Raw genomic sequence first — 25,485 nt, 5'->3', positions numbered from 1 at the left:
GATGACACAAGCAGAGGTAAAACAGAATGTAGAAAAGGCCTTGGATGAGATCCGTCCTTTTTTAGTTAGCGATGGAGGAGATATCTCTCTGATCGAGATCGCAAACGATATCGTCACCGTAAAACTACACGGCAATTGTGTTGCCTGTAGCGTTAACCAAATGACCTTGAAGAGCGGCGTGGAAATGACCATTAAGAAATACGTGCCGCAAATTCAGAAAGTGGTTAATGTCGATTAAATGATAAGGGTCATTGCTGTGTCAAGAGGCCCAAAATATATTTGCCAGAAATAGTACCGCATACACTTTATGATCAAAACCGATATACTCATCATAGGAGCCGGACCAACCGGATTGTTCGCAGTTTTTGAGGCTGGCTTGCTCAAGTTAAAGTGTCACTTGATAGACGCCCTGCCGCAACCTGGCGGACAGTGTGCAGAGATCTACCCTAAAAAACCGATCTACGACATTCCGGCCTTTCCAGAGATCTTGGCCGGAGATCTGGTAGACAATCTAATGAAACAGATAGCCCCGTTTCAGCCAGGCTTTACCTTGGGTGAACGTGCAGATACCATAGAAAAACAAGAGGATGGTACCTTTATCGTAACTACTAATAAGGGCACGAAACATCAAGCTCCTGTTGTTGCCATTGCAGGTGGCTTGGGAAGTTTTGAACCTCGTAAGCCACTCTTAGACGGGCTTGAAAAGTTCGAAGACAATGGTATTGCCTATATCATACGCGATCCGGAAGTTTATCGCGATAAGAAAGTCCTGATTGCTGGAGGAGGCGATTCGGCCTTAGATTGGAGTATTTTCTTAGCGGATGTTGCTGCGGAGGTTACCTTGGTGCACCGACGCAATGAGTTCCGCGGTGCGTTGGACTCCGTAGAAAAAGTACAAGAGCTCAAGAATCAAGGTCGCATAAAACTAATAACTCCGGCAGAGGTAACTGCTCTTCATGGTGAAAACCAATTAACTGCAGTAACGGTAACTAATTCCAATACCAAAGAAGAATCCAAAATAGAGATAGACAATTTCATCCCCTTGTTTGGGCTTTCTCCAAAATTAGGCCCGATTGCCGATTGGGGGCTCGAAATAGAAAAGAACGCCATTAAGGTAGACAATACTTTAGACTATCAGACCAACATTCCTGGAGTCTATGCTATAGGCGATGTAAATACCTATCCGGGCAAATTGAAGCTTATTCTCTGCGGATTTCACGAGGCTACTTTGATGTGTCAAAGTGCTTATAAACGAATCTTTCCAGACAAACGTTATGTGATGAAATACACCACCGTTGGTGGCGTAGAAGGTTTTGACGGTAGTAAGAAAGAAGCGCCCAAAGCGGTTGTAAAAGCGATAGAGTAAGTCTAATGAGCGATATCACCATCCACATTACAGATCGCGAGGGAACTGCTCACAAAGTTCAGGCACCTACAGACATGAATATGAACCTGATGGAAGTAGTGCGCTCCTATGAGCTCGCTCCAGAAGGGACTATAGGTATTTGCGGAGGAATGGCCATGTGCGCCTCCTGTCAGTGTTATGTGGAGAGCGATCATGACTTGCCAGAAATGGGAGATGACGAGGACGCCATGCTTGGGCAAGCTTACTTTGTTCAAGACAACAGCCGATTAGGATGTCAGCTGCACATCACGCCAGATATGGATGGCTTGGTGGTTACCCTGGCTCCAGAAGAACCTTAGGCCTTCATATAGTCAGACAAGAGCTGCGGCCCTTCTAACAGTACCCTTTCAATTTTTAAGACGCCAGTTTCATCGGTGGCCAATTGCCATTTGATCAGTGAGATGCTACCATTTTCTATCTCGATGCCGGTTATACTTCTTGGATGTACGCAACTGCCATCATTAAAATATGGCGTTTCTCCAGGTTCTGGAAATCTGGGTCTGTGGGTATGTCCGCAGATGGTCATTAAGTGGTCACGATCGCGGATCCATTTCTTGGTGCGCTTCTCCACTTTAATGAGTTCCTTATAATTCTTTGCAGGACTAGTTGGGTCGTAAATACCCACCACTTGCAATGGCTTCCAAAGTACCCGAACCAAAAAGCGACCCCATTTCCAAAACAAATAGTTCCACCAATCTGCTTGGTGCCCATGCGCCATAAAGATCTCTTGCCCGCTAGTCTCGTGTTTTAAAATAATGGCTTCGTTATAGGTGATCCCTGGAAACAAAGGCACCTCTTCTCCGGTCTTCGGATCGAAATAATGTGACAAATGCTTTTCTACATAGCTCTTGTTCTTGTATACCATGTCGTGGTTCCCGTAAATAGGATGGAACCTGCATTCCTTGTGCATTTCTTTGAGCAACTTATAGACATTGGTATGTGCCGGATAGATATCTTCGAACTGACGGTTTTCCCAAAGTTCATCACCATCTCCTAGTTCAATGTAGGAGAATCCACTCTTATAATAGTGTTTCATGGCGTGAAAGTACATATGCCTGTTGCGGGCAAAGTCGTCTGCAAAACTGTTGTCGCCTCTGTGGCAATCACTAAAGAGGATAAATTTAGAACTGTCGTTGAACGGAAGCACTAAGGCATTCTTGTAGGCGCGGTCAAAACGGGTTTTGGTAGACATAGATGTGCTTTCTCTCGAATAAATATCCACAAAAAAACCGAGGAATTAAAAACTCCTCGGTCCTGATATTTAAATCGTGCTTGTTTTTTATTTGAAAGCGTTCTCTCCGGTAATGTCCAATCCCGTAATCAGCAGGTGAATATCGTGGGTTCCTTCATAAGTGATCACACTTTCAAGGTTCATCGAGTGACGCATAATGCTGTACTCTCCAGTAATACCCATTCCGCCTAACATTTGTCGTGCTTCGCGAGCTATGTTTATAGCCATATCCACATTGTTTCTTTTGGCCATAGAGATCTGAGCAGAGCTTGCTCTACCTTCATTTCTCAAAACACCCAAACGCCACGTTAAGAGCTGAGCTTTGGTGATCTCGGTGATCATCTCGGCTAATTTCTTTTGTTGCAATTGGAAGGCCGCAATTGGCTTGCCAAATTGAATGCGTTCTTTAGAATATCTAAGCGCAGTATCGTAACAATCCATAGCGGCACCGATGGCACCCCAGGCGATTCCGTAACGGGCAGAGTCCAAACATCCAAGCGGAGCTCCAAGCCCTGATTTATTAGGTAGCAAGTTCTCTTTAGGAACCTTTACATTGTCAAAGATCAATTCTCCAGTTGCACTGGCTCTTAGCGACCATTTGTTGTGGGTTTCCGGGGTGCTGAAACCTTCCATGCCTCGCTCCACGATAAGTCCGTGAATTCGGCCTTCTTCGTTCTTAGCCCAAACTACAGCAACATCTGCAAAAGGTGCGTTAGAGATCCACATCTTGGCTCCGTTGAGCAGGTAGTGGTCTCCCATATCCTTGAAATTGGTGGTCATACCACCTGGGTTTGAACCGTGATCTGGCTCGGTAAGTCCAAAACAACCCATAAATTCTCCAGAGGCCAGTTTTGGCAAGTATTTTTTACGTTGTTCTTCGGTTCCGTATTTATAGATCGGATACATCACCAAAGAAGATTGTACAGAAGCAGTAGAACGTACACCACTGTCTCCTCGCTCTATCTCTTGCATGATCAGTCCGTAAGAGATCTGATCCAGTCCGGCTCCGCCGTACTCTTCAGGGATATAAGGCCCAAAGGCACCAATCTCGGCCAAACCACCAATGATCTGGTTTGGGAATTCGGCGCGTTGTGCGTAATCCTCAATAATTGGAGAAACATCTCGCTTTACCCATTCGCGGGCAGCATCACGCACAAGCTTGTGTTCTTCGGTTAATAAATCGTCTACTTGGTAATAATCCGGAGCTTCAAAAAGATCGGGCTTCATTGCTTTGTATTTGGTTGTGCCAAAGGTAAATATTGCCCCGCAGAAGCGAAAAGGATTTCGTTAAAAATTAAAGCAATAGGCCAAACTTAGCCGCGACTTAGAAAATCGGCCAACAAACGGTGAAAATGATGCACGCCTAGTTCTCGTGTTGGCGAGAATCTTCCGGCTTTGTAGAATTTAGACCTAAGGCCGTTGTGCACATTCTCTACCACGAATTCGTCTTCTCGTTCCACCTTTTCCAATTGGGCTCCTGCCCCTTTATTCAGTTTTGATGGATCCCAGACATAGCTTAGAAAAGAGACTTTGGTGCGCTCCGCACTTATGGGTTTGACCACATTAACAGAACAGCCCCAAGGGTAGAAATTCAGCATGATGTTGGGGAATACCCAATAGTAATAGGCGGCCACTTTTTTGCCGTAGTCGATGTGTCCTTCTGGTAGCTCAAATACTTCGGTAGCCTCATCCGTGTATCCTATCTGTAAATTACAGTGCTCGTAACAGATGGTTTCGTAACTGCCGTAGTCTAGAACCTCGTTCAATCGTTGGTGAACAAAGGGAATGTGAAAACCTTCTAAATAATTATCACAGTATAAGGCCCAGTGAGCGTGTACTAAAAAGTCTTTGCTAAGGGTTGGGTCAAATTTAAAATCATTCAGGGGTAAGAAGCCAATTCGCTCGTTCATACGGTCGAACACCTCTTGCAGGTCAAAGCTCGGTTCTAATCCGCCGAAAAGGAAAGGTCCATACTGTTTTAGTGGAAACCGATGCAGATTATCGCAAGGTCTTGGAAAATCTTCGGTCTGATCGAATTCCGGCATATGCTCAAAAGTACCAGCAAGGTCAAACCTACGTCCGTGGTAAAAACAGCTCAGTTTCTTAGCTTTCCCGGGGTGTAAGGCTACCAAATTCCCACGATGTGTACACACATTGCTCAACAGATGAAGATCTTCTTGGCTGTCTTTGGTGAGTACCATGGGCTCGGTCAAAAAGCCATCGAGCAAAACAAAGGGATAAACCGACTGTGGCAAAGCAACCAGTGAGGTATCACCTAACCACTGCCAACCTTTGTAAAAGACTTGCTCTTTTAAAGCTTCAAAAACCGCAGGGTCCTTGTAAAAGGATGCGGGCAGAGTTTCTGCTTTACGGATATCTGGATCGATGTGAAAATTAAATGCCACAATTACGTATCTTGACCATTGTACGCCCTAATGTAATGATTTAAAATACAATTCCGCAGTTCGCGGAGCTTTCATGGCAACAGCTACTCAGAAAATAGGCCTTCTCACAACTACTGCTTTTGTGGTCGGAAACATGATCGGTTCTGGCATATTCGTGCTGCCGGCCACCTTGGCAAAATACGGTAGTATAAGCCTCTTAGGTTGGGTCTTTACAGCAGCAGGAGCCATAGTATTGGCCAAAATTTTTGCCAATCTGAGTAAGCTTGTAAGTAATCAAAGCGGTGGGCCTTATGTTTTCGCTCGAGCAGGCTTTGGGGACTTTATTGGCTTTTTGGTGGCCTGGGGTTATTGGATCTCTGTTTGGGTAGTCAATGCTGGGATAGCCGTTGCAATTATTGGCGCACTTTCGGTCTTCTTTCCGAATTTAGAAGAGAACGCCCTGCTGTCGGTCTTAATAGGCCTTGCCTTTATCTGGTTCTTCACTTGGATCAACATTCGAGGCGTAAAACTCTCCGGTAAGTTTGCCGTGGTCACTACTGCTTTTAAATTATTGCCCTTAGTCTTGATCATTGTGGTGGGAGCCTTCTATTTTGATCTTGACAACTTTCCTGCTTTCAACAATTCTGAAGCTACAGATTTTGACGCCTTCTCGGCAGTTTCCACCTTGACCTTGTTTGCGTTTTTGGGTATAGAAACTGCAACTATTCCCGCGGAGAACATTAAAGATCCAGAGAAGACCATTGCTAAAGCCACGCTCTTGGGTACAGTCATAGCTGCCTTAGTTTATGTTTTGGGCACTGTGGTTCTCTTCGGATTATTACCTGCCGGTCAACTGGCAGATTCACCTGCTCCCTTTGCGGAGGCTGGAGCGGTAATAGCTGGTGAGGTTGGAGCTTATTTTATTGCCGGCGGAGCAGCGATAGCTGCTATTGGAGCTTTGAACGGTTGGACCTTAGTAGTAGGTCAATTACCTATGGCCATGGCCCGGGACAATATGTTTCCCAAGGCCTTTGTAAAGAAGAACAGCAAAGATGCTCCCTATCTTGGCTTGATCTTAGGAGGAGTGCTTAGCTCTGCAATTATGCTTATGAATTTCAGTGAGTCCTTGGTAGATCAATTTGAGTTCATTGCCCTGTTAACCACCCTGTGTTGTCTGGTACCATATCTCTTTGTGGCAGCGGCCTATGTACTTATTACTATAAGAAAGGGTTTATTTGCCGAAAGGAAAATCCAAATAGGAACACTCGCTACAATTGGTGTGATCTATTCTATCTGGGCTATTTATGGCTCCGGAGTACAAACAGTCTTCTACGGGACCTTTTTACTTATTGCGGGTTTACCTGTTTTCGGTTGGATGAAGTACAAACAAGGCAAAAGCGCATAAGGCCTACATTTTTAGGTAAAAGTCCTTTACCAGATCGATATACTGCTCCGTGTACTGGTGACGCTCAGTCTCTATGATCATTGTTGTATGTTCAAGATTCTTTTGCAGCTTAGTGAATTGCAACAAACTTCGTTTTGCTGAAGCTTCAGGCCGTCCTTTCACGTCGCAGCGACGGTAGAGGTTCAATCCGACCTGTGCAGCAAGAGCGATAAATTCATCCGCAGCATCAAAAGGTATCACAACCGCAAGACTGCCCTGATCTGCCAAAAGTTTAGCGGCACAAACCACCAAATGATCAAAAGGTAGAGCATCTGCAAAGCGCGCTTGGTCGCGTTGCTCGTTGCCAGATTTATAGTCGGCCGTAAAAAATGGCGGGTTACTCACTAATAGGTCGTATTGATCATCTATCTCTTGGGCAAATTCCAAAAGGCCGGCATGGTAACAGAACAAGCGATCTGCCCAAGGGGCAGCTTCAAAGTTTTCGGTACATTGTTCATAAGCGGCGTCATCGATCTCTATAGCATCTATAGTCATCGCAGCACTTCGCTGGGCCATTTGTAAGGCAATGATTCCAGTGCCGGCTCCAATGTCCAGTATAGAATCTGCTTCTGGATCAATCTGTGTCCAAGCTCCCAGCAGTACACCATCGGTACCGATTTTCATGGCGGCACGGTCTTGGGCAACAGTAAATTGTTTGAATTTGAAGGGTTGCATCAGCCTTCTAAATAAAGGTCAATAAGGCCTTCTGGAGTGTCGAGCAAAATAAATTTCTGAGCTCTATTCACTTCCTTTATAAAGGCATCGTTAATGGGGATTAATACTTCGGTTCCGTTGGCGTCGATGATAAACAAGTCTTGCGCAGTTTGGTCATTGACCGCAGTAAGCGTACCGACATCTCCATGCTTGAGATCTCTTATTGTAAATCCAATGATCTCGTGAAAGTAGAATTTGTTGCCTTCTAATGGAGGCAATAGGTCTAAAGGTAAATAAAGATCACTGCCCAGTAGGGCATCGGCGTCATCTTCGCTATAGACATCCTCAAATTGAATACGCAGCATGCGCGATTTATGCAAACTGATAGACTCAATAAAAAATGGAACCAGATTGTGGTGCAATTCCACAAATACTGATTCCATTTCTGTATACATTTCGGGTTCGTCTGTGTCTAAAATGACTAAGAGCTCGCCCTTAAAACTGTATTTTTTTACGATTTTACCGAGAAAGAAACAGTCTTCCTTGCGCATCTCGTAAACTTAAGAAGGTTTATTCTTCTTCTTTAGCAGCGTCGGCTTCTGCAGCAGCCTCTTCGGCAACTTCTTCACCTTCTGCTTCTGTAGATGCAGCAATACGAGCTTCGTTCACAGCCTTTTCAGCAGCAAGAGCTTCTGCTTTGGCCTTGGCCTTAGCATCTGCAATACTTGCTTCTTTTTGGCTTACCGCTTTGGCCTTTTCTTCCACCCAAGCGTTGAATTTAGCTTCTGCTTGCTCCTCAGTCAAAGCTCCTTTAGCTACACCACCCATTAGGTGATTCTTTAGCAAGGCGCCTTTGTAAGAAAGAATAGCACGAGCCGTGTCGGTTGGTTGAGCACCATTCTGCAACCACTGTACAGCACCATCAACATTAAGGTTGATCTCTGCAGGGTTTACATTAGGGTTGTAAGTTCCCAACTTCTCCAAAAAACGTCCGTCTCTTTTTGCGCGAGAATCCGCGGCTACGATCCAGTAAAAAGGCTTTCCTTTCTTACCGTGTCTCTGTAATCTGATTTTAACAGGCATAAAAATTAATTTTTGAGGTGCACGACCTCGGTTATAATTAAGGGCGCAAAGATAGGATAAATTTTAGTTGAAACTCAAGAGATTATATTTTTTCTTTTACATTTGTGCAAATGCTAAAAACGCCTACTATGCAAAGGATTGCCCTATTCGCCCTTGTTGTTTTTACACTTTTTTCGTGTGAGGATATTCAGGACAACAATGCTATCATTCAAGGAAATGCAGACGATGTCTTCTTAAAAGGAGGTGCGGTTGCGACTCGTTTTGACGACGGAACCGTTGTTATTGCTGGATCTACAGATAGTGAAGAGCTTAATATTACACTTACCTCTGCAGCCATTGGATCATATACTTTTGGACTAGGTAGCCCAAATGGTGCAGTTTTCACAGATGCTAGTGGAGAATCGTTTTCTACGGCAACTGCCTTAGGAAACGGAGAGGCTATAATCTCCGAAAGCAATTCTACAGACAATACAATTTCGGGAACATTTACATTCAATGCGCACACTTTCGCCTTGCAAGACACACTAAATTTCTCTCGAGGGGTATTCTTTAAGGTACCTGTTATCGGTGGAACCGGATTGGCCGACGATCCTGGTTTTTCTCAAGGAATTTCGGCTACCATAAACGGTGCGGCTTTTGAGGCGGTGACTTTAGATGGACAAAATATCACAGGATTCATAGTTATTAACGGTATAGAAGGAACACAATCCATCAATCTGAGATTTAATAACACTATAGCTCCGGGAGATTACGATCTCGCGTTAGGAGAGTTCGAAGCGACCTATGGTTTGGACGGGGTTGCTAGTTCGGCGACTTCTGGAACTTTGACCATTATTTCTAACAATGTTGGAACAGGAGAAATTCAAGGAACTTTCTCTATTGCCGGAGACGGTTTTGAGATCACAGACGGCGCCTTTGCAGTGATCTACTAAAACAGCGAACAAGATATTCAAGACCCGCTTTTTGCGGGTCTTTTTTTATGCACAATTTTGCGATTCATGTTGATAAGTTCAGCGCAATTTTAGGTTGATTTTACTTACTTTTAAAGTTCACTTTTTGGAGCGCTCAAGCAACTTATGTATTTAATATTTGACACGGAAACCACGGGGCTTCCCAAGCGTTGGGATGCGCCTGTTAGTGATACTGACAACTGGCCAAGGGCCATTCAGATCGCTTGGCAGTTGCACGACAGCATGGGGAATCTTCTGGAACAGAAAGACTATTTGATAAAACCAGATGGCTTTAATATTCCTTTCGAAGCAGAATCCATACACGGAATCTCCACGGAATTGGCAGCTGCAGATGGTGTGTCCTTAGAGCAAGTGCTAGAAGAGTTCAATGACGTTTTGACACGATCTCAATTTGTTGTTGGGCAGAATGTAGGTTTTGACCTTAACATAATGGGAGCAGAGTTCTACCGTGAAGCAGTAGATACTTCCTTGCTCTCTTTGCCGGTATTGGATACTTGTACAGAGACAACTGCGGAATTGTGTCAGATTCCTGGAGGTCGAGGCGGCAAATTCAAATTGCCTACGTTGACAGAATTACACGAGCATCTTTTTGGAGATGGTTTTGCCGAGGCTCACAATGCTACGGCCGATGTTGAGGCAACAACACGCTGTTTCTTGGAGCTCATAAGAAAAGGTGTTTACACTACTGCCGAACTCAAAGCACAACCAGATTATCTGGAAGCTTTCCAAAAAGCCAACCCACGCCCTGTAGATGTGATTGGGCTGCAACACATCAATCTTAAAGAAGCATCTGCAAAACTAAGAGCTAAGCAACAAAAGCAAGCGGAAACGATAAGTACGGCAGAGCAAAGTGAGAATATCTCGGCTTTGGCTGAAGTGCCCTTTGCGCATTTACACAACCACAGTCAGTTTTCTGTACTACAAGCTACAGCCTCTATTGAAGATTTGGTCAATGCAGCGGCCAAGCACGAGATGAATGCTGTTGCCCTGACAGACCGCGGGAACATGATGGGAGCCTTTCATTTTGTGAGTGCGGTAGAAAAATTCAATAATGGTTTAGAGGACGATCAGCAGCATAAAAAGATCAAACCCATTATTGGCTGTGAGTTCTTTGTATGTGAAGACCGTTTGAACAAATCGCAAAAAGACAACGGCTACCAGGTCGTGTTTCTGGCTAAGAATAAGGCTGGTTATCACAATTTGGCTAAAATGGCCAGTATTGCTTATACGGAAGGATTCTACTATGTGCCTCGAATAGATAAAGAGGTGGTCTCCAGGTATAAGGATGATCTGATAGTTCTAACGGGTAATCTCTACGGAGAAGTACCAAACAAACTCTTAAATGTTGGAGAGAACCAAGCGGAAGAGGCCTTGCTCTGGTGGAAACAAGAGTTCCCTAATGATTTATACGTGGAGATTGTCCGCCACGGACAAGAAGACGAGGATCGGGTGAATCCATCGCTTATTGCATTGGCTCGCAAACACGATTTACCTTTGGTTGCTTGTAATGACACCTACTATATCGATAAAGAAGACGCCAACGCTCACGACATTCTTCTTTGTGTAAAAGACGGAGAAAAGCAGGCTACACCTATTGGTCGCGGTAGGGGTTATCGCTACGGATTGCCGAATCAAGAATACTATTTCAAAGGGGCTGATGCTATGAAGAAGCTCTTCGCGGATTTGCCTGAGGCCATTGAGAATGTAGCCAGAATAGTAGATCAAATAGAACCTTATACGCTTGCTCGTGAGGTACTGCTTCCGAAGTTCGATATTCCGGAACAATTTCAAGTTGCAGAAGACGAGACAGATGGCGGTAAACGCGGAGAAAATAAATACCTAAGACATCTTACCTACGAAGGTGCAAAGAAACGATATCAAGAGATCACCCCAGAGATCGAAGAGCGTTTGGATTTTGAACTGGACGTTATTGCCAATACAGGATATCCGGGTTACTTTTTGATCGTTCAAGATTTTATTGCCGAGGCTCGGAACATGAATGTTTCCGTTGGGCCGGGTCGTGGTTCTGCGGCAGGTTCTGCGGTGGCTTACTGTTTAGGGATAACCAATATAGACCCTATTAAGTACGACCTGCTTTTTGAGCGCTTCTTGAATCCGGATCGTGTGAGCATGCCCGATATCGATATCGACTTTGACGATGAAGGCCGCGGGCGCGTAATGGATTATGTGATCCAGAAATACGGGGCCAATCAGGTGGCGCAGATCATTACCTACGGAACCATGGCTGCGAAATCTTCTATTCGAGATACTGCACGTGTTTTGGACTTACCTCTGGGCGATGCCGATAGAATTGCCAAGCTGATCCCTACTATGGGGAAACTGGGCAAGATATTCAATATGGAGGCCTCCAAACTCAAACAGAGTTTTAGGGCAGACGAACTACAAAAGGTCAATGAGCTTTTAAACCTCTCGGAAGGTGAAGATCTGGAAGCTCAAACGATCAATCAGGCACGTATGTTAGAAGGATCGCTAAGAAATACGGGAATTCACGCCTGTGGGGTGATCATTACTCCAGATGACATTACCAATTTTGTGCCTGTAGCGACTGCCAAGGATTCAGAACTCTATGTAACCCAGTTCGACAACGCGGTTGTAGAAAGTGCCGGTCTGCTCAAGATGGATTTCTTGGGCTTAAAGACGCTTACTCTTATTAAAGACACCGTAAAGCTGGTTAAGATAAAACACAATGTAGATCTTGATCCGGATAGCTTCCCGCTAGATGATGAGAAGACCTATGAACTTTTCCAACGTGGAGAAACGGTAGGGATCTTCCAGTACGAATCCGTAGGGATGCAAAAACACATGAAAGACCTCAAACCCACGGTCTTTGATGATTTGATTGCCATGAACGCTCTGTACAGACCTGGGCCTATGGAATACATCCCGAGTTTCATCCGCAGAAAACACGGGCAAGAGGAGATCACTTATGATCTTCCTGATATGGAAGAGTATCTTAAGGAAACTTACGGAATCACGGTTTACCAAGAGCAGGTGATGCTACTGTCTCAAAAGTTGGCCAACTTTACCAAAGGTGAGGCCGACGTACTCCGTAAGGCGATGGGGAAAAAGCAAAAGGCCGTACTGGATAAGATGAAGCCCAAGTTTTTGGAGCAAGCAGCATCCAACGGTCATGACAAGGAAATGTTGGAGAAGGTTTGGAAAGATTGGGAAGCCTTTGCGAGTTATGCCTTTAACAAGTCGCATTCTACTTGCTATGCTTGGATTGCCTATCAGACAGCATACTTAAAAGCACATTATCCGGCAGAATATATGGCTGCAGTGCTTTCTAACAACATGAACGACATCAAGCAGGTGACTTTCTTTATGGAAGAGTGTCGTCGTATGGGCTTGCCTGTTTTGGGTCCTGATGTGAATGAATCCTTCTATAAATTCACGGTTAATGACGAAGGAGCCATACGATTTGGAATGGGAGCCATTAAAGGTGTTGGCGGAAATGCGGTAAAGACCATAGTGGAGCACAGAAAAGATGGCAAGTACAAATCTGTGTTCGATCTGGCCAAGCGGATCGACCTTAGAGCTGCCAATAAAAAGGCCTTTGAGAACCTAGCTTTAGCTGGAGGTTTCGATGGATTTGACACCCACAGAGCACAATATTTCCACGACGAAGGCGATGGGGTGACCTTTTTAGAAAAGGTGATCAAATACGCCCAGAAGTTTCAAGAGAACGAAAATTCTGCACAAGTGAGTCTTTTTGGAGATTCTTCGGAGGTTCAAATTCCTGAACCTACCGTACCTCCTTGTGAGGAATGGGGAACCATGAAAAAACTCAAGCAAGAAAAAGAGGTGGTTGGAATTTACATTTCTGGGCATCCTTTAGACGATTTTAAAACTGAGCTCAAAACCTTTTGCAATAGCACTACAAGAAATTTCAGTGACCTGGAAAGTTATGTCAATAAAGAATTGACCTTTGGTGGTGTGGTGAGTGATGTTCAGCACCGAGTCTCAAAGAACGGAAAAGGCTGGGCCTTGTTTACGGTGGAAGATTATGACGATGCCTTTGAGTTTAGAATCTTTGGAGAAGAGTATCTGAAGTACCGCCATTTTTTGGTCCCCAATAGTTTCATCTATGCTCGGATCTTTGTCAAAGAAGGTTGGGTGAATAGGGATACAGGTAAAAAAGGCGATCCGCGAATGCAATTCAATCAGATCCAAATGCTGCATGATGTCATGGATCAGTACGCCAAAAAGTTGACCATTCAGCTCAAGATAGACGAGTTACAAGAAGAGCGGATCCGAGTTTTGAAGGAGCTGATGACCTCTCACAAAGGGGATCAGCAATTACATTTTATAGTTTATGAGATGGAAGAGAAACTCAAGCTACAAATGCCTTCGCGCAAGCAAAAGGTAAAGATCTCCAACGAACTTTTAGAAGCTTTAGATGAGGCTTCAGTCTATTACAAGCTCAACTGATGCCCGAAAGAATCCCACACAAATATACCGTAACTGTAAAGCAATCTGCGCTGCGTCTCAATACCACGTGGGGCACAAATGAATTTGTCTTTTATGATCTAAATAACAACGCGATCTTCTTTGTGCAAGACCTAGATCCTTAGTGCCTTAAGTATTTATAAGTTAACTCAATACGCGAATAGGGTTTTCTAATATATGCTCTGTAAGGTTCGGGATAAAAAAAGACTACTTTTGTGTAACATAAAATTTAAAATACCATGGCTTTAGAAATAACAGATGCAACTTTTGAAGAAACCGTTCTTAAGAGTGACAAACCAGTAATGGTTGACTTTTGGGCTGCTTGGTGCGGACCTTGTCGTATGGTAGGTCCTATCATTGATGAACTGAGTACGGAATTCGAAGGAAAGGCCGTAGTTGGAAAAGTAGACGTAGATGCTCACCAAGAGTTTGCTGCAAAGTACGGAGTGCGTAATATTCCAACTGTTTTGGTTTTCCAAAACGGAGAAGTAGTAGGACGCCAAGTTGGTGTAGCTCCTAAGAATGTTTATGCTGAGGCAATCGAGTCTTTGTTAAACTAATTTATAGAACTATTAACTTGAAAAGGTTGGCCTTATGGTCAACCTTTTTTAGTTTAGCCATACATGGACATTCAAAAGGAGATCAACGAGATATCGGGCTTTAAGAATTTAGAGCTTTTGGCTGCTCAGGTGGTAGAGGGCTTTATCTCCGGATTGCATAAAAGTCCATTTCACGGTTTCTCTGCGGAGTTTGCCGAGCACAAGATCTACAACCCTGGAGAGTCCACAAAACACATCGATTGGAAGCTCTACGCAAAAACCGATAAGCTCTACACCAAGCGCTATGAGGAGGAAACGAACTTGCGATGCCATTTGATCATCGATAATTCGAGCTCCATGCATTATCCGGAGCTTAAAGAATATTCGATAGACTCGCTCAACAAGATCTCGTTCTCTGCTTTGGCTGCGGCGGCAATAATGAACTTGCTCAAACGTCAGCGCGATGCCGTTGGGATGAGTATCTATTCCGATACTTATGAGTATTACGCTAACGAAAAGGGGAGCGAAAGGCACCATCAGCAGTTGTTGCATCAACTCAATGCGGCAATAATTAAACCCGGCCGATCCAAGCAGACCCAGACCTATACCTTTTTACATCAGATAGCAGAAAAAATGAAGCGCCGTTCCTTGGTGTTTCTCTTTACCGATATGTTTCAGACCGAAGCATCTCGAGAGGCTCTGTTCGAAGCATTACAACATTTAAAGTATAACAAGCACGAGGTGGTGCTCTTTCACGTTTTTGATAAGGAGTTGGAGTGGAATTTCGATTTCAATAACCGTCCTAAGCGCTTTGTAGATGTGGAGACAGGTGAACATATAAATCTTTATGCAGATTCGGTACGCGATGATTATCAGACGGCAATCTCCAATTATTTTGAGGAGATCCGATTGCAATGCGGCCAGTATAGAATCAAATATGTTGAAGCCGATGTTCGCAAGGCATTTGATACTATTTTGACCACTTATTTGGTGGAGCGACAAAAGTTCGCCTAGGGTTAAAATTTCTTAAATTTATATTTGCCACATTCAAATTGAACTGTATATTTGCAGTCGCTATTACAGCCTGGGGCGTTAAACCTCCAAAAAGTATGGTAACAATTTTATCTAAAATCAACTGTTGTTGATGTCCTCCTTCGCCGAAGCTTCGGAGGATGATAAAAATTGGTCTGGTAGTTCAGTTGGTTAGAATACCTGCCTGTCACGCAGGGGGTCGCGGGTTCGAGTCCCGTCCAGACCGCAACAAAGTAGAACCCTTCACGATTAAGTGAAGGGTTTTTTTGTTTCCAAGCCCAAAAGCTTGCTTTTGAGGCGTAGGAAACAAAAAAAGACTTCTCCTGCTGCAAGCAGGAGGTAAGGGTTCACTTTATTGCTGGACCACCCCTGCGGACCATTTTTGCGAAGCAAAAATGAATCCCGTCCTTGTCGTATCGAGTCAATTTTTTCGCGAAAGTGAAATGCTTTTTTTGTTTTGAACGAAAAAGCTTGCTTTTAAGGTGGAAAAACAAAAAAACGCAATTGGCCGAAGGCCATAAAATTAATTCGTTATAAGAATCCCATCCTAATTGAATTGTGGAGTTTTTAGAGATTTGTTTAGTCCCAGGTCAGACGAATAAATTGAAGCTCGTCTTCGTTTTCTGATAGTGTTTGAAAATACATGGTGTTACCCTGCAAATAAATGCCCGAAAACGTGATTGTAAATCCTAGATCAATGTTTTTTAATAGCTGCAAGCTCCCTTTATCAAATAACTGAACTGCAGATTTTTTGGGATGCTTATTTGCTTCGTAAACCGGAACACTTTCTGGCACTGCTCCTTGATATACACGTGCAATTATTGTGTTGTTAACAAAGATAGGCCCGTAATTAGAGTTAAATATGTATGCGTTGAGTAGATTGCTAATATCGGTCATATCTGCCCCTGCATCACTGATTTTTTTGTAGTTCATATTGACATCTTCCAATCCTTCTGTAGATAGTTCATAGTTTGTCGTTTCACCAGAGGCTATGTTGTAAACCTGTAGCTCTGGTAGTCCAGAATAGACTAGATAAATATTCTTGTTATCGCTATCTGCAAAGACGATCTCATTAAAACCAAAATCCTTTTCTAAGTATGCCTCAGGAAAACCAATATCCAAAATTTTTGCCTCATCGTTTTTTAGGTCGTATTCCCCTAAAACTTTGAAGGATCTAAAAAAACCTTTAACGTCCTTTTGTTTGGATACCTGCATATTGGCATTTTTGATGAAAAATTTACCCGTTTCCCTTTGGTAGATCAATCCATTATCTTTATCAGGATATAGGAAATGGTTCAAATAATAAGGTTTATCTGAATTACTGTTTATTGGAATTTTCCTCTTTATATTGCCATCAGTATCCATTACGGTAAAGTAAAAATATCCAATTAGAAAAATAGTGTCATTTACGACTGTGATTTCGTTAAAGGGTTGCACTGAATTTGGCCCTTCTATTTCTAATTGTATGCTTCTTACATAGGCTTCACTCTCGAAATTGAAGATATCTATAGCGTGTTTGACCTCGTTATAGCCGTAATACAAACTTGATTTACTGTCAAATGCCGTGGTGTTATAATATTGACTGAGTTCAGGCTTTAGTTTTATGCTTAAGGTATCCCGAACTACAGATGAAATGTTGGCTATTGGCTCCCCATCAATGGGTTTTTTAGTAGACTCAGATTTACTATTACAACCGAATAAGGCAATGAGAAATACCCCCAGAATAATTAGAATTTTCGTTTGCATATGAAGTAGATAAAAAAAACGAAAAGTGGGTTGAACATCTCAGTAACCAATTTTATATGTTAAAGGTACAACTCACTTGCATATTAAAATTGCACTAAAAGTGCAATATTAATTATTCAACCATACTTACATTCAAGGTTTAATTGTAGGCGTAAACCGAAAAGCCTTGGATAGAGTAGGTGCTTAAATCATAATTATGAAAAAAAATGTATTATTCGCAATCGTATTCGCCTTTTTGTTTGCACCGTCAATACTAAATCTGGATAGTATCAACGCAAAAGATACTTCTTCGCGTAGTTTGAGAGGTAATACTGAAGTTATTCAAGAAACTGAAGAGTGCTTTTCGGGGTATAGATATATGTGTGGAGGTGTGGGTGATCTTTGTGATATCACTACTTGGATATGTTATCAGTTTCGTACAAACCAATAACATTCTTTAATGCATTGACTAAAAGAATTTAATTACAAGTAAAAGGAAGAGTATTCTTCCTTTTTTAATTTACTATATGAAGATTTGGTTTATTTCACTGGTAATTATCCTTTTTTCTTGTTCCCGAAACTCTAAAGAAGTTGGAATAGATTATAAGGAGAATCAAAAGCTTGAAAAATTAAGTACAGATACCTTTTCAATAAAAGATTGGAATTATTTAGGCACGGGGAAATCTAAGAAGGTGCTGCGTCAAAAGGACTCCCTGTATTTTATTACGCTTAATACCTCGCAACAGAAGTTGGAACTTGTCAATCTCACAGCAAAGAAAATTGACACCATTCTAGATTTTTACAATACGGACCAATTCCTAAAGCGCAAATTGGAATTTGGTGATTTTTTAGCTGTGAATCTGGATTCTATTTTCCTTTTCTCGAATAAAAATGCCAAACTCTGCTTAATAAATAGCAAGGGAGTTATTAAGAAGATATGGAATATCAATGATGTATATGAAAGTGGACAAACTGATGACTTTTTCGAAATTACAACTGTTGATTCATATTCATTTCATTTCGATCTTACAAACAAGAATATTCATTTTAGAACATTTCCACCTTACAATTTTGATTCTGATAAGGAATTTTACAAAAAGGCTTTTGCAAGAAAATTTAATCTGGAGAGCGAGAATTTTTTAGAATCATTCGGGGAATGGCCAGACCAATACGCGAATCAAGATTTTTTAAGACCCAATAATTACAATTTAAGCTACATTCCCTTTTTTGATAAAGGGATCTATTTTTTGTCTATGAAATACGATCACAACATTTATAAGTATCAGGCAAATAATGACAGTTTAGTAGGGGTTTTTGACGGCAAGAGTAATTTTTTAAACACTTTTGAAAAATTACCAAGAAAGCGAGATGCCCAAAAGTATATCAGCTTTATAACAACCAATGGGTCGTATAATCGGCTTATGTACGAGGAGGAATCGAATAGATTTTACAGAGTGGTTGTACATGAACAACCCTTAAAGAATCCGTTAACCAATAGATTAAATAACCCAACTTTTAACAGGAGTTTCTCAATTATCGCTTTTGATGAGAACATGATTAAAATTGGCGAAATGGCTTTCGATGGATCAGCATTTACCTTTTTTGCCGTAACACCAACGCCTTCTGGTATATTGATAAACTCTAAAAATATCGAAGATGAGAGCGAGAACATTTTTACTCATATTAATTTTTAACCAGATATTGGTTTCTTGTAAAAATGAAAGTGCTTATGCTTACTGTGAAGATTTTACTGCTTACTTAACACAAGAACTTCAAGTTGACAATTTAGAGGGAGAGAATATTTATTTTTTGCTTCCAATCAACGGCTGTGATAACTGCATAAAGTTAAATATAGGTTTGTTAAGTAGTACAAAATACAATGTACAGCTGATCTTAGTTGGTGAAACTTTTGATACGGAAAGGGTATTACAAATTCAAAATTTGTATGATTTGTATGATAACATTTTAGTTGATGATAAGTTTGTGATATCACAATATGAAACAGGTTTTTCCAAACCAATGATTGTTGATATGAAAGATGGTAAATGTATTTATCATCTGAACATAAGCGACTTTAAAATTGAAGAAGCAAAAATGTATTTAGACAAACGAGCACTATAATTTTAGAACATCCTGCTTAATTGATATTCTTTATATTTCGTAGTTGTTAAGGCAAATAACCACCATTTTGTTTAATTTAAGCCTCTCCCTACAATGGTAATTCTTAACCAACTTGAAGTTTTCTTCCTTTAAAATATTAGTTGTTATTATGGTCTTGACCATAATAGGTCTCGGTTTGGCTTCGCGTTTGTCATTGCGCTTAAACCCAAGTAAAACACCTCCTTCTATACGTGTTGATTACAGTTGGCCGGGGGCATCTTCTAAATCTGTCGAACAGCAGATCACAGCTACCTTGGAAGGTGGTTTTAGTACCCTTCGGAATATAGAAAAGATAAGTTCAAGGTCTTCGAAATCTATAGGATATGTACAGATCAGTTTTGATAAATATGCCGATATAGACATAGCTCGTTTCGAAGTAGCCACTGTGATACGGCAATTGTATAAAAGCTTTCCGGTTAATTGTAGTTATCCTGTGATCAGTGTTAACCGCCCGGATGATGATCAACAAGGTGTTTTTTTATCTTATAGTGTTAATGCCCCGCGTTCTCGTTTGGAGATACAAGAGACAGTAAGTGCGCGTATTGTTCCCCAGATCGGTTCTTTGAGTGGCATTGATCAAGTGAACGTTAATGGTGCCAATCCTTTAGAGTTCCTTATTAGTTTTGACAATGATAAATTAAGGGCCTTAAATATAGGGAAGCAGCAGCTTGTCTTTGCAGTAGACCGCCTGTTCGAACGAGTTTCGATAGGAAAGGTGCATCAAAGCATGCTGGAATTCAACGTGGTGGTTAAACCTGGGCCGCAGCAATTACAATGGCATATTCCCTTAACTGAGGTTGGAGGAAAGATAGTTTACCTCGATGAGATATCTCAGATACGCAAGCAGGAACAAGAAGCCAGAAGCTATTACCGTGTCAATGGTAAAAATGCCATCACTATTGGTTTGAACGCGACCAAAGACGCAAACACTATCGCCCTTGCAAAAGAGGTTGTCCTACTGTTGGATGAGATTCAGAAAACACTGCCATCAGACTATACAATCGTAAAAGATTACGACAGTACCACATACCTACAGGAAGAACTAAGTAAGATCTATAAGCGCAGTATTTACACCCTCATAATCCTACTATTGTTCATAGGTTTGGTGAGCTTGTCTTTGCGATATCTCTTTACGGTGGTTATCTGCCTGGTCGCAAATATTTGTATTGCTTTTGTCTTCTATTATTTATTCAGGGTGGAGATTCAGTTGTATTCTCTGGCGGGAATAACAATTTCTTTAGGCATTATCATTGACAATATTATCGTAATGACAGATCACCTCAGAATGCAGGGAAACAAAAAAATCATTATTCCCATATTGGCCTCAACCTTAACTACAATGGGTGCTTTGAGCGTAATCAACTTTCTGGATGATGAGTACAAACTAAATTTGATAGACTTTGCTAAAGTTATAAGTATAAACCTTGGCGTCTCCTTGGTAATTGCATTTTATATGGTGCCCGCGATTCTAAAGCGGATCGCATACAAGACAAAGCAAAAAAATGTAGCGATTGAGAGATTCTCGATCTGGTTCTATCCAAAATATGCAAAGTTACTACGGTTCTTACTCGGGTATAAGAAAGGGGCTATCATCTTGCTCATCCTGATCTTTGGTGTGCCTTTCTTTATGCTTCCAAAACAATTAGAGAGCAATCAAACCTGGTACCAAAAAGCGTATAACAATACACTGGGTAATGAGTGGTATTTAGAGCATATACGGCCATCTGTTGACAAATATCTAGGGGGTAGTTTCAGACTCTTTTCGTACTTCGTTTATGAGAATGCCTTTTACGGCCGTAACGAAGAGACAAAACTTTATGTAATAGGCAGCATGGAGAAAGGAGCCACAGTGCATCAAATGAATGAGGTTTTTCTAGGTTTGGAGAATTATTTGAGTCCAATGGTCGAAGTGGATAGGTATGTGACCAATGTATATAGTGGAGATTACGCCCGTATGGAAATAACCTTTCAAGAGGATTTTGTAAACACAGCATTTCCTAATCAACTAAAGGCCAGATTAATTAGAAAAGCCTTAGATTTTGGCGGCCTAGAATGGAGTATTTACGGTGTTGGACAAGGCTTTAACAACGGTAATGCTGTTGGGGCTATCAATAATTATTCGGTACAGGCTAGAGGCTACAATTATGAAAAATTAAGTGAATTAGCTCTGCAATTAAAGGAAGCACTAGAGGCACATCCCCGTATACAGGAAGCCCAAATCACTGACAATAGTGACTTTTCAAGAAAGTCCGGTTATGAATATCAGTTTAGCTTAGACAAACAGGCCCTGGCATTGCAAGGCAGTTCGCCACAGCGTTTTATGCGGCAACTACAAGATGTTAGCTTGCAAAAGAACACAGATCTTAATTTAACATTGGCAGGGCAAAACTATCCCTTGCGTTTTGAATCTACAAGGGCTTATGACTTTGACCTTTGGAATATTAAGAACAACCCAATGGACAGTCTTGATTTCCCAAAACGCTTCGCCAATGTAGGAACGGTGGTAAAGGTAAAAGAGCAAGAGAATATCGATAAAGAGAATCAGGAATATCTGAGAAAAATAAAATTTCAATATACTGGTGCTGCAAAATTCGGAAGCCGATTTTTGAGCAAGACCCTAGACAGTATTAATCCTACATTACCCATTGGTTTTACCTTTGAGCGTAGCCAGAGGAGTCTAAGTTTTTTCAAAACAGAGGAAACCTCGCAATATACTTGGCTACTTCTTTTGGTTATTGCCATAATATATCTGCTTTGCTCAACACTTTTCGAAAGCTTTACGCAGCCATTTATAATTTTAAGCGTGATTCCCATTTCTTTTATTGGGGTGTTTTTGACCTTTTACTGGTTTGATTATAATTTTGATCAAGGCGGTTTGGCCAGTTTTGTTTTGCTTAGTGGACTCACTGTCAATGCATCTATATTTATTATAAATGATTTCAACTTTTTGCGAAAGACCGGTATGGATGGACTCTCAGCTTATATAAAAGCCTTCAGGCAGAAGATATTCCCAATTTCACTTACCATTATCTCTACCATTCTCGGTTTTATACCCTTTGTGGCTGACGGGCAGAATGAAGTTTTTTGGTTTGCCCTAGGAGCGGGGACTATAGGCGGTCTGCTTTTTTCTTTTGTAGGAATACTAATTTATCTGCCCCTATTTAGCTTAAGAAGAGCTAGAAAATTTGATGATGCATTTTGAGTTTGCAGAAATTCTGATAACTTCGTGATTCTCCCCGATTTATATAATTGAGGTCAGTTGTAAATAACTGATTGCACAACTAGTTGTTTAGGAACAGCATTGTTCTAAATGCAAATTGTCTATGTACAAGCCTTTCAGAGTACTATTGGTAGAGGACGAACCTCTTGTGCGTAATGTTTACGTATCTAAACTAGAGAGTTACGTCCAGCAAGCTCAAAAGGTTCTTAGTGTTTATGAAGCCAATAATTGTGAGAAAGCTTATTTCTATATATCCAAAAGCGTAACCCCATTTGATCTGGTAATTTTGGATCTTCGAATTCCCGCCAGTTCACAATACAATTTATTCAACGGTATCGATGTGGGAAACCTGCTACTTAAGCAATACAGTGAAACGCCGCTTATTGTGGCTACAGCAAATTATTCCTGGTGGCACCTGCACCGTATTTTTGCAGAGCTCAATCCCAAGGGTTGCTTAGTAAAGAGCAGTATCAAAGCATGGGAGATAGATCGTGCTATAGCGGCCGTGGTTACTGGCGGCAATTATTATTGCCAAAGTACAACAGCCTATCTCAATAAAAATCCCTTAAAGGAACTAGGTATGGATAAAACCGACCTAAAAATGCTCAACGAGTTAAACCAAGGCTCAACGAATAAAGAAATGAGAGCGTCTTTGCTGCTATCTAAACGAGCTATAGAGTATCGTAAAAAGCGGCTTAAAGAAAAGCTTGGGGTTTTAGATCAAAGCAACCGAGCCCTTATCTTAAAGGCTAAATCTATGGGTATTATTTAGTTGCTCTAAAATTTCCGTTGAGGTATTCTCACACAGAACAGTTGTTCTTTTTAAAATTCCGATCAAAAGATATCAGCCGAGAAATTTCGTTCCAAAAAACATATTTGCACTATATGCGCAAAATTTATCGCGTTTCTTTCAATATTCTTGAAAAACAAAAAGATTAATTCCGTAATCACGAGATCATGAGAAAACTAAAATTATTCACCCTAGCTGCAGGAGTGGCCTTTACATGTTTGAGTCTGGTTAATACCACCTCGGCAGAAGCATCGTTTACAGAGGCAAAAAAAATTAATCAAATTGACTGCAGAGATGCAGCTGGAAGATTAACTGGATCAGGAGCCGAATGTATCCAAGGCGAAGGTTATTGTGTTCCAAATCCATGCGGCGACGAAAACAATAATTAATCCTAAAACTAATATTCATGAAAAAACTAAAATTATTAACTGTCGTAGCAGCGGTGTCGGCATTTTCGTTGAGTTTTTACGGCTATTTTCAATCGGATGCTAGTGTAATAGGACCTGTGAAGAAGATTATGGAAATTCCTTGTTTCAATAACGAAGGTTTCTATGCATCTATCGGAACTCTATGTGTACAAGGCGGAGGTAATTGTGCTCCAAACCCTTGCCCTGATGGAACGAATCAGTAGTAAAAACTAAAACCTGAATAGCTAAGTAGTGTCGGCCCTTTATGGACTGCGCTACTTTATTTATTGTATTTAATCTCATTACATTTAATGTTTCACGGAATTCGTAAATGGTTATGAAAAGAATGCTGCCTCAAATTCTTATTTGTTTTATGCTATTGTTCTCGGTAAGTTGTGTTGAAAAAGAGGATCACATAGATTATCAACAAGCCTCATTAATTGACATTACCCAGGCCGAAAAGAACTTAGAAGTACGCCTAGCTTCGCTATTTGGTGAGAGTAGATTCATTCCATTAATGGAAATAGCGGAAATAGATGCCTTGGCGAGCATAGACAAAGTAATTGAACACAAGAATAAATTTTTTGTTCTTGATAAGAAAAAATCGAATATCCTCGTATTTGACCAGAGTGGTAAGTTTCTAAATAAAGTAGGCATCCGAGGTGGTGGCCCAAAGGAATATGAATCTATCTTTGATTTCGATATTGATAAGAAGAATGATGAGATCATCATTCTAGATGCACAAATTCGTTTGACGATTTACAATTCAAAAAACGATTTTGTGCGAAAGGTTGATTTTAAAGGATTCTACCCAGAATCACTCTCGGTTTTAGCGCCCAACGTACTGGCCTGTTCCATCGGCTATATAGAACCTGGTCAATACGCTATAAAAATAGTAGACACAAAAACTGGAACTCCTACTGGCTATTTCGGGAAATATCCTGATGACTATGATGATTACAAAAGTTTTGGATTGTCTGGAGGCATGAATAAATCGGCAGATAAGGTGTATTTCACTTACAAGTCTTCTTCAGTTATTCTTTCTCTGGATAATGAACTCAATTTCACACCCGTATACCGCTTTAATTTTGGTCCAAAAACATGGCCAGAAGAACAAAAGTTCGATCTTCCTGGTTTTGACGCAAAAACCAATGCCAGAGATGTGGCATATTTAACCAATAAGTACTATGTGGATTCGAATATGATAGCATTCTCTTTTATAAACGAGAGTATGTATAATCTGGCTTATTATTTCAAGGATGCCGATAAAACCTATATTCCTCAAAATAAGGCCGACGACCTCACACTGCGATTTTTGGAAATACCTGTGGGTAAAAGTAGTACCAGCGAATACATCAGCGGTTTACAATTTGAGCGCTTTGAAATCTACAAAGAACTCAGTGATGAATTTACTGGTGTATTGCAGAATATAAACCCCGACTTGTTACCAGCCTTAGACTCTTTGAATTACGAGAACAGCGACCTACTGTTTTTTTATAACTTCAATTGATCCAACCCAATGAAAGAAAAGATTATATGGACGGTAGCGCTTGTAATTCTTTTGTCCCTTTCGGGTATTAAGGCATATAATATATGGTTAAAAAAGGAAGATGCACCTGTTGAAGTAAAGGCAACCTTGAAGGAAAATATAATTGATATTGGTAGAGTTGCTCAGAGCGGTGAATCTAAAGCTACCTTCGAGATCACAAACGATGGAACTAATCCAATTCGAATAGAATCTATTGATGCTGACTGTGATTGTACAGTTATCGACTGGGATTCTAGCCCGATCAAACCGGGGCAGAGAACTTTCATTACCTTACAGTACAATAATGAAATCACTGGCTTTTTTGAGCAAAAAGCCAATGTCTATTTTGAAAAGTCAAAGGTGGTCCTTTTGTTAATTATGAGAGGTACGATCTGTTGAGCCAAAAAAAGGTATAAGTTCATTTAATAAATAATATTTTTCA

The 25,485-nt window shown here is 41.2% G+C and carries 23 protein-coding genes and 1 tRNA gene; 17 read left to right on the top strand and 7 right to left on the bottom strand.

From position 1 onward, the window contains the following. The first annotated feature begins 1 nt into the window (after position 1). The 3 genes from AC0J2F_RS06195 to AC0J2F_RS06185 all read left to right on the top strand — a co-directional run bounded on the left by AC0J2F_RS06195 (position 2) and on the right by AC0J2F_RS06185 (position 1,704). Entirely contained in the window at positions 2-238 is a 237-nt protein-coding gene (locus AC0J2F_RS06195; RefSeq protein WP_473009283.1) for a NifU family protein, read from the top strand. Positions 239-307: 69 nt separating this feature from the next. Then, positions 308-1,366, top strand: a complete 1,059-nt coding sequence (locus AC0J2F_RS06190) for an NAD(P)/FAD-dependent oxidoreductase (protein WP_473009282.1) — start codon at positions 308-310, stop codon at positions 1,364-1,366. A 5-nt stretch (positions 1,367-1,371) separates the two neighbouring features. Then, positions 1,372-1,704 carry a ferredoxin gene (locus AC0J2F_RS06185; protein ID WP_374958474.1) on the top strand — a complete coding sequence of 111 codons (333 nt, stop codon included), beginning with the start codon at positions 1,372-1,374 and terminating at the stop codon, positions 1,702-1,704. Here AC0J2F_RS06185 and AC0J2F_RS06180 read toward each other — a convergent pair. The 3 genes from AC0J2F_RS06180 to AC0J2F_RS06170 all read right to left on the bottom strand — a co-directional run bounded on the left by AC0J2F_RS06180 (position 1,701) and on the right by AC0J2F_RS06170 (position 5,041). Beyond that, positions 1,701-2,597 carry a metallophosphoesterase gene (locus AC0J2F_RS06180; RefSeq protein WP_374958475.1) on the bottom strand — a complete coding sequence of 299 codons (897 nt, stop codon included), beginning with the start codon at positions 2,595-2,597 and terminating at the stop codon, positions 1,701-1,703. The two genes, AC0J2F_RS06185 and AC0J2F_RS06180, sit on opposite strands and share 4 nt — an antisense overlap. Positions 2,598-2,684: 87 nt before the next feature. After that, positions 2,685-3,863 carry an acyl-CoA dehydrogenase family protein gene (locus AC0J2F_RS06175; protein WP_473009281.1) on the bottom strand — a complete coding sequence of 393 codons (1,179 nt, stop codon included), beginning with the start codon at positions 3,861-3,863 and terminating at the stop codon, positions 2,685-2,687. 86 nt (positions 3,864-3,949) lie between these two features. Then, positions 3,950-5,041, bottom strand: coding sequence for an aromatic ring-hydroxylating oxygenase subunit alpha (locus AC0J2F_RS06170; protein WP_473009280.1), 1,092 nt, complete (start codon positions 5,039-5,041; stop codon positions 3,950-3,952). A 73-nt stretch (positions 5,042-5,114) separates the two neighbouring features. Between AC0J2F_RS06170 and AC0J2F_RS06165 the strand changes: the two genes are divergently transcribed. After that, the gene (locus tag AC0J2F_RS06165) at positions 5,115-6,425 is read left to right on the top strand and encodes an amino acid permease (RefSeq protein WP_473009279.1); all 1,311 of its coding nucleotides are present in this window, start codon (positions 5,115-5,117) and stop codon (positions 6,423-6,425) included. A 3-nt stretch (positions 6,426-6,428) separates the two neighbouring features. Here the strand turns inward: AC0J2F_RS06165 and AC0J2F_RS06160 are convergent, their stop codons facing one another. From AC0J2F_RS06160 to AC0J2F_RS06150, 3 genes are read right to left on the bottom strand one after another with little or no spacing between them, the layout of a single operon-like run. Then, positions 6,429-7,139 (bottom strand): tRNA1(Val) (adenine(37)-N6)-methyltransferase, encoded by a 711-nt coding sequence (locus AC0J2F_RS06160; protein ID WP_473009278.1) that lies wholly within the window; start codon positions 7,137-7,139, stop codon positions 6,429-6,431. Further along, positions 7,139-7,669 (bottom strand): ribosome maturation factor RimM, encoded by a 531-nt coding sequence (rimM, locus tag AC0J2F_RS06155; RefSeq protein WP_473009277.1) that lies wholly within the window; start codon positions 7,667-7,669, stop codon positions 7,139-7,141. The genes AC0J2F_RS06160 and rimM overlap by 1 nt, the downstream gene beginning before the upstream one ends. Before the next feature lie 19 nt (positions 7,670-7,688). After that, positions 7,689-8,201, bottom strand: coding sequence for a 30S ribosomal protein S16 (locus AC0J2F_RS06150; RefSeq protein WP_473009276.1), 513 nt, complete (start codon positions 8,199-8,201; stop codon positions 7,689-7,691). A 128-nt stretch (positions 8,202-8,329) separates the two neighbouring features. Between AC0J2F_RS06150 and AC0J2F_RS06145 the strand changes: the two genes are divergently transcribed. The 5 genes from AC0J2F_RS06145 to AC0J2F_RS06125 all read left to right on the top strand — a co-directional run bounded on the left by AC0J2F_RS06145 (position 8,330) and on the right by AC0J2F_RS06125 (position 15,439). Then, the gene (locus AC0J2F_RS06145; protein ID WP_473009274.1) at positions 8,330-9,133 is read left to right on the top strand and encodes a DUF6252 domain-containing protein; all 804 of its coding nucleotides are present in this window, start codon (positions 8,330-8,332) and stop codon (positions 9,131-9,133) included. Between the two features lie 144 nt (positions 9,134-9,277). Beyond that, entirely contained in the window at positions 9,278-13,624 is a 4,347-nt protein-coding gene (gene dnaE, locus AC0J2F_RS06140) for a DNA polymerase III subunit alpha (protein ID WP_473009273.1), read from the top strand. Positions 13,625-13,881: 257 nt separating this feature from the next. Then, positions 13,882-14,202: a thioredoxin gene (trxA, locus tag AC0J2F_RS06135; protein WP_272831395.1), complete on the top strand. Its 321-nt coding sequence runs from the start codon at positions 13,882-13,884 to the stop codon at positions 14,200-14,202. 63 nt (positions 14,203-14,265) lie between these two features. Continuing rightward, on the top strand, positions 14,266-15,195 hold the full coding sequence (locus AC0J2F_RS06130; RefSeq protein ID WP_473009272.1) for a DUF58 domain-containing protein: 930 nt from the start codon (positions 14,266-14,268) through the stop codon (positions 15,193-15,195). A gap of 170 nt (positions 15,196-15,365) precedes the next feature. Continuing rightward, positions 15,366-15,439, top strand: a tRNA-Asp gene (locus AC0J2F_RS06125). 353 nt (positions 15,440-15,792) lie between these two features. On the opposite strand, the gene AC0J2F_RS06120 is transcribed toward AC0J2F_RS06125, so the two are convergent. Further along, positions 15,793-16,959 (bottom strand): DUF4221 family protein, encoded by a 1,167-nt coding sequence (locus tag AC0J2F_RS06120; protein WP_473009271.1) that lies wholly within the window; start codon positions 16,957-16,959, stop codon positions 15,793-15,795. Between the two features lie 506 nt (positions 16,960-17,465). On the opposite strand from AC0J2F_RS06120, the gene AC0J2F_RS06115 reads away from it, so the two are divergent. The 8 genes from AC0J2F_RS06115 to AC0J2F_RS06080 all read left to right on the top strand — a co-directional run bounded on the left by AC0J2F_RS06115 (position 17,466) and on the right by AC0J2F_RS06080 (position 25,442). Then, a complete protein-coding gene (locus AC0J2F_RS06115) occupies positions 17,466-18,632 on the top strand; it encodes a hypothetical protein (RefSeq protein ID WP_087524185.1) in 1,167 nt (388 codons plus the stop codon). Next, positions 18,595-19,059 (top strand): hypothetical protein, encoded by a 465-nt coding sequence (locus AC0J2F_RS06110; protein ID WP_473009270.1) that lies wholly within the window; start codon positions 18,595-18,597, stop codon positions 19,057-19,059. The genes AC0J2F_RS06115 and AC0J2F_RS06110 overlap by 38 nt, the downstream gene beginning before the upstream one ends. 112 nt (positions 19,060-19,171) lie before the next feature. After that, a complete protein-coding gene (locus AC0J2F_RS06105; RefSeq protein WP_473009269.1) occupies positions 19,172-22,300 on the top strand; it encodes an efflux RND transporter permease subunit in 3,129 nt (1,042 codons plus the stop codon). 121 nt (positions 22,301-22,421) lie between these two features. After that, on the top strand, positions 22,422-23,090 hold the full coding sequence (locus AC0J2F_RS06100) for a response regulator (protein WP_087524188.1): 669 nt from the start codon (positions 22,422-22,424) through the stop codon (positions 23,088-23,090). 185 nt (positions 23,091-23,275) lie between these two features. Beyond that, positions 23,276-23,497 (top strand): hypothetical protein, encoded by a 222-nt coding sequence (locus AC0J2F_RS06095; RefSeq protein ID WP_087524189.1) that lies wholly within the window; start codon positions 23,276-23,278, stop codon positions 23,495-23,497. A 17-nt stretch (positions 23,498-23,514) separates the two neighbouring features. Continuing rightward, on the top strand, positions 23,515-23,739 hold the full coding sequence (locus AC0J2F_RS06090; protein ID WP_157663453.1) for a hypothetical protein: 225 nt from the start codon (positions 23,515-23,517) through the stop codon (positions 23,737-23,739). Between the two features lie 113 nt (positions 23,740-23,852). After that, on the top strand, positions 23,853-25,025 hold the full coding sequence (locus AC0J2F_RS06085; RefSeq protein ID WP_157663454.1) for a 6-bladed beta-propeller: 1,173 nt from the start codon (positions 23,853-23,855) through the stop codon (positions 25,023-25,025). Between the two features lie 9 nt (positions 25,026-25,034). Beyond that, positions 25,035-25,442, top strand: a complete 408-nt coding sequence (locus AC0J2F_RS06080; protein ID WP_473009268.1) for a DUF1573 domain-containing protein — start codon at positions 25,035-25,037, stop codon at positions 25,440-25,442. The last annotated feature ends 43 nt before the right edge of the window (positions 25,443-25,485 follow it).

The sequence above is a fragment of the Gilvibacter sp. CC01 genome (assembly GCF_055755295.1).
This window is presented reverse-complemented; position numbering and strand designations above follow the sequence as displayed.